Genomic DNA, 13,436 nt, shown 5'->3' with positions numbered 1-13,436 from the left:
AACGTGGGCGTTAATTGTTGTTTTTATACATGCGAAGTGTTGCAGAAAAGTTACAGCGCGTCTAATAACCTGGGGTAATACTTATAATCAGATATCGGGCATATCACGCTTATTTGTTGTGAGCTTGGCCAAAGCAAAGTAAAGTTGGCCCTTCTCCAATATGACGACACTCTCGAATGGACTACCTTCCAAATCTTCAAAGCGCATTGGGCCTCGTTGCGTTCCCTTTGATCGCACTGCTATTTTGCCGTGGTCAACGACGCATCAATGTCAAATTATGGCTCGCCGCGGTATGCCTCCAAGTGGTATTAGCCCTGGTATTCCTTAAGTTGCCGTTGTTTCAAGCGCTGTTCGGCGCAATGAACCAAGCCGTGTTAGCCTTGCAAGCGGCTACTACAGCGGGAACTTCTTTTGTGTTTGGTTATCTTGGTGGTGGTGATTTACCGTTTGATGAGCTGCGGCCAGGCACCAGCTATATTCTTGCTTTTCAGGCATTTCCATTGATTATCGTGATTGGCGCGCTGACCGCATTGTTGTCGCATTGGCGAATTTTACCGTTGATAATTGAAGGACTGGCAAAAATATTTACGCGAACTTTGAACATTGGCGGCGCAGTGGCCTTGTCTGGTGCGGCAAATATATTTATCGGTATGATCGAAGCTCCGCTATTTATCCGCAACAGTATTAAAAAATTGAGCAATTCAGAGCTTTTTATGGTGATGACGCTCGGCATGTCAACGGTTGCCGGTACTGTGTTGGTTTTGTATGCCACCTTTCTCAATGAGGTGATTTCGAATGCCGTGGGCCACATTTTGACTGCGTCGATTATGAGTGTGCCAGCGGCGGTCATGATTTCGCTCACGATGGTGCCGCAAAATGGTGAACCGACCTCATCGGATGCCGAGGTGGCTTTCGACTATTCCGGTCCGATGGACGCCATAACCCAAGGTGCGGTCAGCGCCATGCAGATGATGCTGGGTATTTTGGCATTAATTATTACTTTCATTGCCTTGGTCACACTGACTAACTCTATGTTGGGCTTATTCCCCGACTATGCTGGAGCGCCGCTGTCTTTGGAGCGTGTTCTTGGTTGGATCATGGCACCATTATGTTGGTTGATGGGTATTCCTTGGGATGAAGCGCCAACGGCGGGAACCTTGATGGGCGTTAAAACCATATTCAATGAATTTTTGGCATTTATTCAACAGAGCCAACTGCCCGCTGACGCATTGAGTCCACGCAGTGATTTGGTGATCAGTTACGCCCTTTGCGGTTTTGCCAATTTTGGAAGTCTCGGGATCTTGATCGGTGGGCTGTCGGCCATGGCGCCAGAGCGTCGCAAAGAGATTACTCAATTAGGACTATTAAGTATCGTTAGTGGTACTTTGGCTACATGTATGACCGCCAGCGTGATAGGGGTATTGACCTTAAGTTAGTCTCCGGCGGTCTCGCTCTCTCTCATAAGCGCTTGAGTTTTGGGGCTAGTTCCAAATGCCGGGTTCGGTGTCACCTTGTACCGGGCATTTGGTTTTGTCGAATGTGGGTTTTAGGCCTTGTGCGTGTTGCGAGAAATAGTCTCGCGATACCGCAACAATGGTCGGTGTTAACAGTACTAAGGCTGTTACATTGACAACCGTCATTAGGCCAAGCGCCATATCGGCGGCGGCCCAGACTTCTTTTAGGGTTGCTCCTGACCCCCATAACACCATGCTTAGGTAAGCCACTGTATATCCGGCATTGCCGAATTTATTGTCGAGCCGGAACACGCGTAAATTGCTTTGTGCATAAGCGTAATTTGCTACCACTGAGGTAAATGCAAATAGGGTAATGGCTAGTGATACAAAGTGTAGACCATAACCACCAATGTGATGGGTCATCGCCTCTTGCGTGAGTCGAATGCCCGTCATATTGCCGCTTGGAATGTCACCAGCCAATAGGATAATCACAGCCGTGCAGGTGCATAAAATAATGGTGTCAAAAAACACGCCAAGCATTTGAATAAACCCTTGTGTGGCTGGATGATTGGGATTGGGCGATGCACCGGCCGCCGCGTGTGGAGCGCTGCCGGACCCAGCTTCGTTGGAATACAGTCCACGCTGGATGCCTGCTTTAATGGCGGCGCCAAGTGCCCCAGCACCGGCTTCTTGTAAGCCGAACGCTGAACTTATGATATTGCCGAGCATTTCAGGCACCAAGCTGATATTCATCAGTGTGACACCGAGGGCAGTAATCACATACAGCACGCCCATGACGGGAACGACTAGCTCAGCGAAGCGCGCGATGGTGCGTAGTCCGCCAATGACAATAGCCCCAGCCACCGCAGTGATGACTATTCCGGAGTAGAGCGTATTAACTCCATAGGCGTTGTTTAAGGCATCCGCTATGGTATTGGCTTGCATGGCGCTAAAAAATAGACCGTAGCCCAAGAACAGGCAAATAGAGAACAAGACCGCCAGCCAGCGCTTCCCGAGCCCCATTTCAATGTAGTAAGCAGGGCCGCCGCGAAACTCCTTATGACTGTCGCGCACTTTGTAGACTTGTGCGAGTAAGCTTTCGGCAAAGCCGGTTGCCATGCCGAGTAAAGCAATAACCCACATCCAGAACACCGCACCAGCACCGCCGACAGAGATCGCTAGTGCGACGCCAGCGAGATTGCCGGTGCCGACTCGTGCCGACAAGCTAGTGCACAAAGCTTGGAACGAGCTAATGCCGTCTTTATCTGAGCCGGTACTGTTGCGAATCAGCGCAAACATATGACCAAAGTGCCGAATTTGAATGGCTCCAAGCGAGATGCTAAACCAAAGACCTGCCAGTACTAACAGCACGATGAGAACTTGCCACTGCCCCCATAGCACATCGTTTACTAGGGCAATAATTTGATTAAGCATAATGTATTCGGTTCCGCTGATCGGTTGGAAGGTCTGAGAGCATCATACCGTGGAGTGAGTGGGATCGAAAACTGAGTGAAGTAACAGTCGCTTAGATCCGCTATTGCGTGCTTAAAAATATGCTAGTTAGCCATGCTAACAAACTGGTTGGAGGCGACGTGGTTAGGCGGTAAGCTAGCGCAATGAAATTAAGCGAAAAGCCTATTTGGCATGGCGTGGCCTTGGTGGTGGGAGGCGCGATTGGTGCCGGCATGTTCGCCTTGCCGATTGTGTCTTCGGGCATGTGGTTTAATTGGGCTGTACTTGCCATGCTGTTTGTCTGGGGTATCACCTATTTGGCAGCGCGCTTATTGGCAGACGTCAATATGTTGTTTCCCGCTGGTACAAGTTTTTATACTCTAACCAAGCGCGTGTTAGGGCAAGGGCTAGCTTGGTCGAATAGCGTATCAATTGCGTTTATTTTGTTCATTTTGCTGTATGCCTATATGACTGCCGGGGCAAGCATCACTGAGCATTTGTTACAGACCTTTGGACGTGATGTGCCGAGTTTGCCGAGACGTTCGTTGAGCTTAGTATTTGCGCTGGTGTTGGCATTGCTAGTGAGCATGGGGACGACGTTGGTGAGTCGTATAAGCTCGGTGCTGCTAGTGGGCATGGTTGTGGCATTTGCTAGTGCGAATTACTCACTGCTTGACCATGTGCAACTGGCTAGATTGGATGTCGGCCAGTTGTCACCAGAACTATTCAACTACAGCTGGGCCGCGTTGCCGGTGCTGGTGACTGCATTCGCCTGTGGTGGGCTCGTGCCAAGCTTAGTGAAGTATTATCCTGAGCGACCAAAGGCGGTAGTCAATAGCTTGTTTTATGGTACTTTGCTGGTTCTCGTTGTGTATGTATTGTGGTTGCTAATCACCTTCGGTGCTTTGCCGAGGTCAGCCTACTTGCCGGTGATTGAGCAAGGAGGCAATGTCGGTGATTTGGTGGCCGCTATACGGTCCGAATCATCAACCGGGCCAGCCGGCGCAGCGCTAGCTTGGTTTTCTCGATTTGCGATTGTGACGTCCTTTTTGAGTATTGGCTTGAGTCTGTTTCACTTTGTTGGGGATCTATTGCACTGGCAAGCGGGCATAGCGGGGCGGTTCAAGACCGGGTTGGTGACGTTTGTTCCACCGGCTTTATTGAGTTTCATATTTCCCTATGGCTTCGTTTCGGCAATCGGGTATGCCGGATTGATGGTGGCCTTTAGCTTTTTTGTGTTGCCGGCACTGATGCATGGGCGCCGTTTCGGTTGGAGTGCCGCATCACGGTTGGTAGTTGCAGCCGGGCTGTTGATTGCTCTACTTAAGGTGCTCTCGATGTTGTCGCTACTGCCGGTCTATGCGGCTTAATCAACGCACGCGTTGATTAAATGTTCACAACCCTAAATGGGCGATCACGCGCCGGTGCTACTATCCGAAAATGAACCAATTAAAGCTCTCTGTGATCGTCGTTCTTCTGATTTTTTTGTCTGCCTGTGGTGTGGCTGAATTTTTTATTAAGCGCACGGTCAATGGTTTGGAAGACAAGATTGTAGATGAGTTTAGCGCTTATGCCGATTTTACTGCTGAGCAGGATCGTGAGATTGAATTGTTTGCGCGCGACACGGCTAACTGGGTGCGTTCTAATAGGTTGCCTTTGCTGGTGAAGCATCTCGAGCAAACGGCGGCGGATTTGGAGAGAAACGGGCGTTTGTCAGAAACAACCTGGCGTGACTTCGTATTGTTCTTGGAGGATCCCATGGTGCTGTCGCAAGCACCTGATGTGGTTTACCGCTTGGCGGACTTAGCGTATAGCTTAGATTCCCAACAAACTCAGCAAGTGTTGGATCGTTTAAGCGAGGACTTTTCTGAGAGTTTGGCGGAGCGCCAAGATCAAACGGCTGATGATCGACACGATAAAATTATTAAGGGGACTAAGCAGATATTTAAGGCAATTGGCATCAAGCGTTCGTCATCGCAACTCAAACAAGCTCGCACCATGCTACAGAATCGTCACGACTATGCTGAGCAAAATATCGCATCCATGATTCAAAACCATACTAGCTTTACCGAGTTACTAACCGACAAGGGCGAAAATCCAAGCGAGTTTCGAGCGCGATTTTTGGCACAATGGAAAGTTGCAGAACGCCCACCGAGCGAGTCAGTCCCCGATGCTTGGGAGCATAATTTCGTTGTTAGCTATGGCATGATGAATTACTTGCTGCAGGACCTAACTAATGCCGAGCAGATTGATGCCGTGCAAGGAGTGCTTGACTACGCGGCTTTGTTTAGGGAGTTATCGACAACTGATATTCAGCTTGGTTCAAACACTCTGAATCAGCTAAAGCATACAATCTACGACTCACCAGGCAGCATGCCCGTTTCACTAAAGTAGCGTTTTGCACCATCATGCAGGGGCACCAGCGGGTTGCTTGGAGCCATTTCAGCTGCTTCAAGCGATTTAAATGCCGGATGCATTTTTTGCATCGCGCCTAAATTTTCGAATACGTCTTTCACTAGCAAATAGATAAGGTCAGGCGAAATAGCTTGAGATGCAATCAACGATGCTCTAACCCCAATGGTTTCGGTGTCCTGCTTGTTTCCTCGATACATGTCGCCAGCAATGCGCATACGCTGGTAATAACGATTGCTGTTAATTAAGCTATCTACCGCTTCACCAGTTACTGGTATTAAGCGGATTTTGCATCCATTTGCGGCTTCCTTTATGGATCCGGCTGGATGACCAACCGAGTAAACGAAGGCGTCAATGATGTCGTCGCACAGCGCGCGCGAGTGATCGATTGACGTGAGCTCGTGTACCGACGCGAAATCTTCGGAAGTCCAACCCTTAGCACGCATCAAGGCATTCATGGTTTGGCGTTGACCAGACCCTGGTCGACCAATATTAACCCGCTTACCTTTAAGATCATCAAAGGTCTTGATACCTGACCGCTCACTTGCCACGACGGTGAACGGTTCAGCGTGTAGGTTGAATACCGTGCGCAGGTTTTTATTGGCCCCGTATTTAGTGAATACGTCGGTACCGTTATAGGCATGATATTGCGTATCAGACTGGGCAATTGCAAGGTCGATGTCGCCGTCGCCTAAGGTGTTTAGGTTAGCAACTGAGCCGCGTGTGCTTTCCACTGAGCAGCGAATTCCTTGTTCCTTTCGGTAGCGGTTTACGATGCGACAAATTGCACCGCCGGCTGGGTAATATACGCCGGTTAAGCCGCCCGTTCCGATGACTATAAACTCTGGTTTGGGGGCGGCAGATTGTGCGTTCGTCCAGCTTAATACCATCAGTAAACACAAGATGGTGAACCTAACGGTGCGCCCTAGTTTGATGCGTTTTGAACCGAGAATTGTTAGCGATTTACGGCGCCAACTGGATTTAGTTGATATGGGCATCTGCGTGTGGTTTAGTGGCTTGATTAAATAGCTTAGTAGTTTGGTGCTTACCCGTGTTCGGTAAGCTGCTTATGGTTGAGCCGCTTATGCTCTCAACGGCTCTTGTGTTACGGGCATATAGTTGCTTATTTACAATGGACGAGTCAACGACCTTCTAAATTAGCTAGTGCAAGCTTAGCGTCATATCTCTCAATTTGAATGGTATATCACGTGGATTTAACTGAGACAATGCGGTGCTGATTAGCGTGGTGTCAAACACTGTCAATTTTTGTGGTATTACGTGTACTGGCAAGGTTTAGCAGATGCAAATATTTTGTCTCAGTGCTATATTTTGCAACGCATGAAAGCCGCACGGTCACTGTTGGATGCGTGCTAAACATGCGTAATCACTTCACGAGGCTTCGCCCTCACTTACTGGATTGGGCTGGACTGTTTACAATGAAAAAATATTTTTTTTGGTTGGTTGTTAGGCTTTTGTGCGCAGTCTCAATAGGCCTTGTCGGCGTCGCTCCGGTTATGGCGCAGACTGTCGGTGCCATTGGTGTTGGTGACGTTGGGTTTGCTCCGACAGTTGATGTCGATGCGCAAGCAGAGCAGAACGTGGTCGCAGCGATTACCTCACGTTTGAATGAAGCGCTCACTAAGACGCGAAAATTCAATGTTCTGCCGTATTCTGAATTAACTCAAAAGTTACAGAAGCAAGGCCTTAGCCTAGATGGTTTTTACAATAAAACCTATGCCGGTTCTGACTTTCACCAAGCCGGCTTAGACTACATTCTAACGACCAAGGTCACTGAATTCGGTTTGTTTAAGAAAAGCGCTACCGACCCTGAGAATGCAATAGGTTTAATTGACTTGGAATTTACGCTGCATGGCGTGGCTGATCGCGCAGTTGACTTCAGTTCGAGTATTTCGTCACAAGTGTCAAAACGTACTGCCAGTGCGAGTGATGGTAGTGCGTCTAATATCTTAGACCAAGCAATTCAAAAGGGTGTGGATGATTTGGTGGCAAAAATGGTGGCCGCGGTATTTCCGCTAAGCGTGATTCGTATTGATGAGTTAGGCAACATCATGCTTAACTACGGCGATGGTCTGTTGGCACAAGGAGACACTGTTTTAGTTTACCCATCAGGAAAAGCGGTGCCCATGGATGCCATAAAAAACGATGATAATACTGGTGCTAGCCCGATTGCGACACTACAAATCATGTCCACCGACACGCGTTTTTCGATTGCTCAAGCGCTTAACGGTACGGATCAATTAGTACGTGGCCAGAAAGGCAAATTGCTGGCTTCTGGTAATTAGTTCGAGAATCAGTCGAGTCGTTGTAGATACGGCTCGAGCAGGGCATGCGCATTAACGCGGGCCTTGAGCCGCGTTGCTAACATGAATACACCGCCCAGTTTACGGTGTAAGTACAGGATATCGGTGGGCGGGGTTTGCCAAAACTCCTTAAAACCGTAAACCTCATCAGTGAGTTCAGAGAGGCGCTCTGATAACCTAGCCGTGGCGAAATCATAAAGACCTTGGTGAGCTAATGGCTCTAGTGCCACACTAAACAGTGCGATCAAAAAACGTTGATATTCAATTGGTGCACTACTCGCTTGATAGCCTAATCTGTCAGCGGCCTTGAGGATCGCATCTTCATCATGGCTGACTACCGCCCGCAATAGGCGTTTATAGTCTATGGTGAATTTTTTACTGAATGAACGTGTGGCACCAAAATCCAATAAGACGATTTTTTTTGGCAGGCGCTGATACTGATAGTTAGCAAAGTTGGCATCGGTCTGCATTGTGCGTAACTCAAACAATTCTCGAAATGTCAGTGCAAACAGTTTGCTGGCTAAGCGGTCTACGTCAGCAGGGTCAATGTCGCCCAGCGTTTCAATTGGCGTTCCGTCGACGTATTCCATTGCCAAAATTTGCTTAGTACTCAATTCGGGGTAGAGCTTTGGAACGCAATAATCGTGGTCATCCTGCAGCAGCGTATAGAACGCACTTAGGTGCTCAGCCTCTCGAAGGTAATCGGCTTCTTCGTGCAGCTGTGTCTTAGCATCAGCCAGCAATTGGCTGATGTCCATATGCTTGGGTAGTAGCTTGGTTACGCGCAACAAGGTGGCGATGTTGTCGACATCGCTGTCAATACTTTCGGCCACGCCCGGGTATTGCACCTTCAACACGATACTGTCGCCGTCCAGAGTTGTTGCTCGGTGGACTTGGCCGATTGAGGCGGCAGCTAAGGGTTGATAGTCGAACTCGGTAAATTTGGCTTGCCAGTTGTCACCGTAGGCATTTTGTAAGGCAGCCAGTAACTGCTTCTTGGGCATGGTAAAGGCTTTGTCGCGCAGCTGTGCCAGAATGTCCGAAAGCTCCTGTGGCAAAAAATCGCTGGTTTCCATCGACAGCAATTGGCCGACTTTCATAGCCGCACCTCGCATGGTCGATAGCTGTTTGGCGACTCGTTTGGCATTGGCCGGGGTCAGCAAGAGATCGCTCATTTTCGGGCGATTGCCTTGGCCTAGTTGGCGCGCGCCTTCGCCGAGCATACCGGCAGCCACGCCGCCAGCCATCCGTGCCACGCGACTAAAGCGTCCGAATCGAGATCTCGGGATCGCTTTTTCTTTTGATTTTTCATTATCCATTGGCCTAGTGTAACTCAGTGATTCCAATGGCATGTATAGGCTGTGTGTCGAAACCGTGGATCTTGATACATATTCGCCGTGAGCGCGGTACAATACGCAGTAATTGGCTTACTTGTGAGATCCTTATGCGAACTATTATTGGACTATTATTTGTTATCGGTTTAACGGCTTGTGGTGTCGTTAAAACTCCGCTATCTGTGCCACCAGGCGGCGTAGACGCCAAGCAAACACAGGCCGAGCAGGTACCAGCGCAAGTCATATCACAAGGTATGGTCGTCACTGCCAATCCACACGCTAGCAAAGTCGGTGCCGATATTCTGCGAGCCGGTGGTTCAGCAGTTGATGCAGCGATCGCGATCGAAGCGGTATTGAGCCTAGTTGAGCCACAGAGTTCTGGTTTAGCTGGTGGTGGTTTCATGTTGTACTTCGACAACAAAACTAATCAAATTACGGTTTACGACGGACGTGAAACGGCGCCGGCGAATGCCAAGGCCGATATGTTCCTCAACCAAGATGGTGAATCCATCGGCTACCTCAATGCTAAGCACAGCGGGCTTTCCACTGGTGTGCCCGGAGTAGTGTCGTTACTCCAGTTGGCACACGAGGATCATGGCAAGCTGCCGTGGGGAGCGCATTTTGAACGTGCTATTCAGTTAGCCGAAGAAGGCTTTGAGATATCGCCGCGCTTGCACAGTTTTATTCAACGGTTCGGCAAGTACATACCTGCTAAATTAGCCGATGGGCCGGTGGATGCCTACCAATATTTTTTCGATGCGAATGGCGAGCCGCGTGCGTTAGGCAGCAAGCGTACCAACTTGGCGTATGCGAAAACTCTACGAATCTTGGCGCAAGATCCGGCTGCTTTCTATCATGGAGAAATAGCGCAAGAGATTGTTGAGCAAGTTGGCTTGCTGCCTCGTGCGGGCAGTTTGACTCTTGCCGACATGGCAGCCTATAAAGCGCAGCGCCATCAACCGTTGTGTAAGCGATATCAAAGTAAGCGTCTTTGCGGTCCGCCGCCATCTTCGTCATGGGTTGCTGTGGGTATGATCGCGGGCTTGCTTGAGTCAGTGCCAGCATTCAGCGTGGGCGGTGCTGATGATTCATTGAATTGGTCGATCTTTGCTGATGCTCAACGTTTAGCCTATGCCGACCGTGACCAATACGTAGCTGATGAGCAGTTTGTTGAAGTGCCATTATCGGGCTTATTAGATCAACGTTATTTAGATAAACGAGCTGAGCAAATTCAGCGCGGTCAAGCAATTCAAGTTATCGCTCCCGGCGATCCATGGCCATATGAAGAACAAGCCAAAGTCGCCTATGGTCTCGATGCGACCAATGATGTGGCCGGCACTACGCATTTTGTCGTGGTCGATGGTGATGGTAATGTGGTGTCAATGACCGCCAGTGTCGAGAGTATCTTTGGCTCAACTCGGATGGCTGGTGGTATGTTTCTGAATAACCAGTTAACCGACTTTTCGTTCACTCCTCGTGATGAAAGTGGTCAGTTAATTGCCAATCGTGTTGAACCCGGTAAGCGACCGCGCTCTTCAATGTCACCGACTATTGTGCTGGATGCTAATGATGAGTTCTACATGGCCACGGGGTCGCCTGGCGGTAATTCGATAATCGCATATACCGCGAAGACCTTAGTGGGCGTAATAGACTGGGGCTTGAGCCCGCAGCAAGCCGTGAATTTACCCAATATGGTGGCGCGTGGCGATAGCGTGCGAATTGAAAAAGATCGTGCCACCGATGAATTGATAGCTGGTTTGCGTAAAGCTGGTTTTGAAGTCAAAGAGAGTGCTGGAGAAAATTCCGGCTTGAGTGTAATAGTTCGGCAAGCCGATGGTCGTTTACAAGGTGGGGTTGATCCGCGGCGTGAAGGAGTCATTGAGGTGGTTGATTACTAATCGCTTGAACAGCACTCTAATAACCAGACAACTAGCGAGCTTGCAATGTTGATTCTACCTGAAGCAATTGATGCCTCTCAAATGTATAAACTGTTGATCGGTGCGGTGACTCCTCGACCGATCGCCTGGGTTTCATCGATGTCTCAATCGGGGCAGGTCAATCTTGCGCCTTTTTCGTTCTTTACAGTGGCCAGCGCCAATCCCCCAGTGCTGTGTTTTAACCCCCTGTATCGTGGCGCGCGCGAAGAGAAAGACACGCTGGCCAACATTCGAGAACAAAACGAATTTGTGGTTAATACGGTAAGCTACCGTGATCTTGAGGTAATGAACCTTTCGTGCCACGATTTGCCGCCGGGCCATAACGAATTTGAATATGCCAATGTGGCGTCTGAAGCTTCGAGCAAAGTGGCACCACCGCGAGTTGCAAACTCCGTAGCTAGTTTTGAGTGCCGGCTTAATCAAATAGTTGACCTCGGTGATCAGGCTTTGTCGGGACACTTGGTATTAGGCGATGTGGTGGCTGTTCATGTACAGGATAGCGCCATTGAGGACTACCGCATTGATAGTGATCAGCTTGATGCGATTGGGCGTATGGCTGGAACTGATTACACATTGACCCGCGAGCGAGTACAGCTTAAGCGCTAACCTTCCGCCTCTTCGTCGATTGGTGATTTTGTGGCTATTGGGGAATCTTGAGCTGGGCGTGCGTTGCTAGGATCTTAGCGCCACGTTTGCAGTCGCGGCATCGGTGCAATGGTTGAATCGAATACTAGGTGAGCTGTTGATCTTGCTGCCGATTTCTCGGTTGCTGTGGACCCTTGAATAAACGGGTGCTCGCTGCATAATAAAACAGCGTGACGCGGTCTATTGTCGTCGTCACGCTGTTTTAGGTAGCAACTTAAAAAAGTTGCTCTTGAATCGTTGTTATCGAATCGTTGTTAGGCAGCTAAATCTTCGCTTACCGGCTCATATGCCATTAAGTATTCGAATGCGGCGAGCGATGCTTTAGACCCTTCGCCCATGGCGATAACGATCTGTTTGTAGGGCACTGTGGTAACGTCACCGCAGGCGAAAATTCCGTCTTCTGATGTGTTGCACTTTTCATCGATAACGATTTCGCCATACTGTGTCATATCGACAATACCTTTTAAGAACTGGCTATTTGGTATCAACCCGATCTGCACAAACACACCGGCTAGATTGAGCATACTCTTTACGTCGGTTGCGCGATCAGTGTACTCGATCGCAGTCACTTTACCGTCGGTTGCTACGATTTGATTAGTCGCTACATTCTTTAAGATCGTAATATTGTCGCGCTTTTCGGCTTGGTTAATTAGTACTTGGTCGGCTTTTAGCTCAGGCATGAATTCAAACACGGTGACTGACTTCACAATGCCGGCCAAATCGATAGCCGCTTCGATACCAGAGTTTCCACCGCCGATCACTGCTACGTCTTTGCCCTTGAAGAAGGGGCCGTCACAGTGTGGGCAATAGGCGACGCCATTACCGATATTTTCTTTTTCTCCCGGTACGCCGAGCTCTCTCCAGCGTGCGCCGGTTGCGATTATTACGCTTTTGCTGGTAATTAATTCACCAGAGGATAAGCGGATTGTTTTAACGTGACCTTTCTCGAGCGATTCGACACGCACATGCTCTTTGATAGTGACGTCGTAGTCGTCCAAATGCGATTGCATATTGCCGGTTAATTCAGGGCCAGTGGTTTTGGGAACTGAAATCAAGTTTTCAATGCCCATGGTGTCCTTAACTTGGCCGCCCACACGTTCGGCAATCATGGTTACGGCTAAGCCTTTACGAGCGCTATAAATAGCTGCTGCCACGCCTGCTGGGCCGCCGCCAATTACCGTTACGTCTTGCAATGGTAGCTGCGGTGCATCGCTCGTGGCGGTCATCGCTGGAAAGCGTTCGATTAACTTATTAACTAAGTCGCTGACTTCGACTTTGCCATTAGCGAACAGTTCGCCGTCTAAGTACACTGAGGGTACGCCCTGAATGTCACGCTGTTCGATCAAGCTCGGGAATAAGCCGCCGTCGATCATCTCGCTTGTAATATTGGCGTTAAGCAATGCAAATTGATTGAGTGCTTGAACGACATCTGGACAGTTATGACAACTCAGACTGATAAATACTTCAAAATGCACAGGCTGGTCGAGACGTGCGACCATAGACTGCAAGTTTGAGTCAAGTTTCATCGCTGTGCCAGACGCCCACAATATTGCCAAGATCAGTGAATTAAATTCATGCCCACTTGGAATACCTGAAAACTGCACACCGGTATCCGACTCTGTTTCAAGCGCAAAGCTGATCGGGCTGCGTAGCCCTGCGTCGCGTTCGACTAGTGTCAATTGGTCAGACACACCGGTGATTTGAGTTAAAAAATCAACCAGCTCAGCACGTTTAGAGTGCTCACCGGTTTGCAATACAAGGGTGACGTTGTTTTGCATTGACGCTGTGTAAGTTTTCAGCGCATTTAAGATATCGGGGGTTAACATGGTTGATTCCTCATTAATAAATTCGGGTTTGCCGAGCAAGCTAAGTTCGCTCGGC

General features: G+C 49.2%; 10 protein-coding genes. 6 read left to right on the top strand and 4 right to left on the bottom strand.

The window, feature by feature from the left end; genetic code table 11:
• The first annotated feature begins 176 nt into the window (after positions 1-176).
• Positions 177-1,436 (top strand): NupC/NupG family nucleoside CNT transporter, encoded by a 1,260-nt coding sequence (locus DFR28_RS03710; RefSeq protein ID WP_113952938.1) that lies wholly within the window; start codon positions 177-179, stop codon positions 1,434-1,436.
• 45 nt (positions 1,437-1,481) lie between these two features.
• Here DFR28_RS03710 and DFR28_RS03705 read toward each other — a convergent pair whose 3' ends face one another.
• Positions 1,482-2,888 (bottom strand): alanine/glycine:cation symporter family protein, encoded by a 1,407-nt coding sequence (locus tag DFR28_RS03705; protein ID WP_113952937.1) that lies wholly within the window; start codon positions 2,886-2,888, stop codon positions 1,482-1,484.
• A 182-nt stretch (positions 2,889-3,070) separates the two neighbouring features.
• Here DFR28_RS03705 and DFR28_RS03700 point away from each other — a divergent pair, with 182 nt between their 5' ends.
• Both DFR28_RS03700 and DFR28_RS03695 read left to right on the top strand, forming a co-directional pair.
• The gene (locus DFR28_RS03700) at positions 3,071-4,276 is read left to right on the top strand and encodes an aromatic amino acid transport family protein (RefSeq protein ID WP_113952936.1); all 1,206 of its coding nucleotides are present in this window, start codon (positions 3,071-3,073) and stop codon (positions 4,274-4,276) included.
• 70 nt (positions 4,277-4,346) lie between these two features.
• Complete coding sequence (locus DFR28_RS03695; RefSeq protein WP_113952935.1) at positions 4,347-5,300, top strand: hypothetical protein; 954 nt, start codon at positions 4,347-4,349, stop codon at positions 5,298-5,300.
• Here DFR28_RS03695 and DFR28_RS03690 read toward each other — a convergent pair.
• Positions 5,261-6,316: a TAXI family TRAP transporter solute-binding subunit gene (locus DFR28_RS03690; RefSeq protein WP_211316839.1), complete on the bottom strand. Its 1,056-nt coding sequence runs from the start codon at positions 6,314-6,316 to the stop codon at positions 5,261-5,263. The genes DFR28_RS03695 and DFR28_RS03690 overlap by 40 nt on opposite strands.
• A gap of 438 nt (positions 6,317-6,754) precedes the next feature.
• Here DFR28_RS03690 and DFR28_RS03685 point away from each other — a divergent pair, with 438 nt between their 5' ends.
• Complete coding sequence (locus DFR28_RS03685; RefSeq protein ID WP_113952934.1) at positions 6,755-7,621, top strand: hypothetical protein; 867 nt, start codon at positions 6,755-6,757, stop codon at positions 7,619-7,621.
• A gap of 8 nt (positions 7,622-7,629) precedes the next feature.
• Here DFR28_RS03685 and DFR28_RS03680 read toward each other — a convergent pair whose 3' ends face one another.
• Positions 7,630-8,958: an ABC1 kinase family protein gene (locus tag DFR28_RS03680; protein ID WP_211316838.1), complete on the bottom strand. Its 1,329-nt coding sequence runs from the start codon at positions 8,956-8,958 to the stop codon at positions 7,630-7,632.
• A gap of 125 nt (positions 8,959-9,083) precedes the next feature.
• On the opposite strand from DFR28_RS03680, the gene ggt reads away from it, so the two are divergent.
• Together ggt and DFR28_RS03670 are read left to right on the top strand one after the other, a co-directional pair.
• Positions 9,084-10,871, top strand: a complete 1,788-nt coding sequence (gene ggt / locus DFR28_RS03675) for a gamma-glutamyltransferase (protein WP_211316837.1) — start codon at positions 9,084-9,086, stop codon at positions 10,869-10,871.
• A 45-nt stretch (positions 10,872-10,916) separates the two neighbouring features.
• Entirely contained in the window at positions 10,917-11,516 is a 600-nt protein-coding gene (locus tag DFR28_RS03670; protein ID WP_113952933.1) for a flavin reductase family protein, read from the top strand.
• A 293-nt stretch (positions 11,517-11,809) separates the two neighbouring features.
• Here DFR28_RS03670 and ahpF read toward each other — a convergent pair whose 3' ends face one another.
• Positions 11,810-13,381 carry an alkyl hydroperoxide reductase subunit F gene (gene ahpF, locus DFR28_RS03665; RefSeq protein WP_113952932.1) on the bottom strand — a complete coding sequence of 524 codons (1,572 nt, stop codon included), beginning with the start codon at positions 13,379-13,381 and terminating at the stop codon, positions 11,810-11,812.
• Positions 13,382-13,436 lie beyond the last annotated feature (55 nt).

The sequence above is a fragment of the Arenicella xantha genome (genome assembly GCF_003315245.1).
Lineage (GTDB): Bacteria > Pseudomonadota > Gammaproteobacteria > Arenicellales > Arenicellaceae > Arenicella > Arenicella xantha.
The sequence above is the reverse complement of the archived record's forward strand: the minus strand, read 5'-3'. Positions and strand labels throughout refer to the sequence as shown.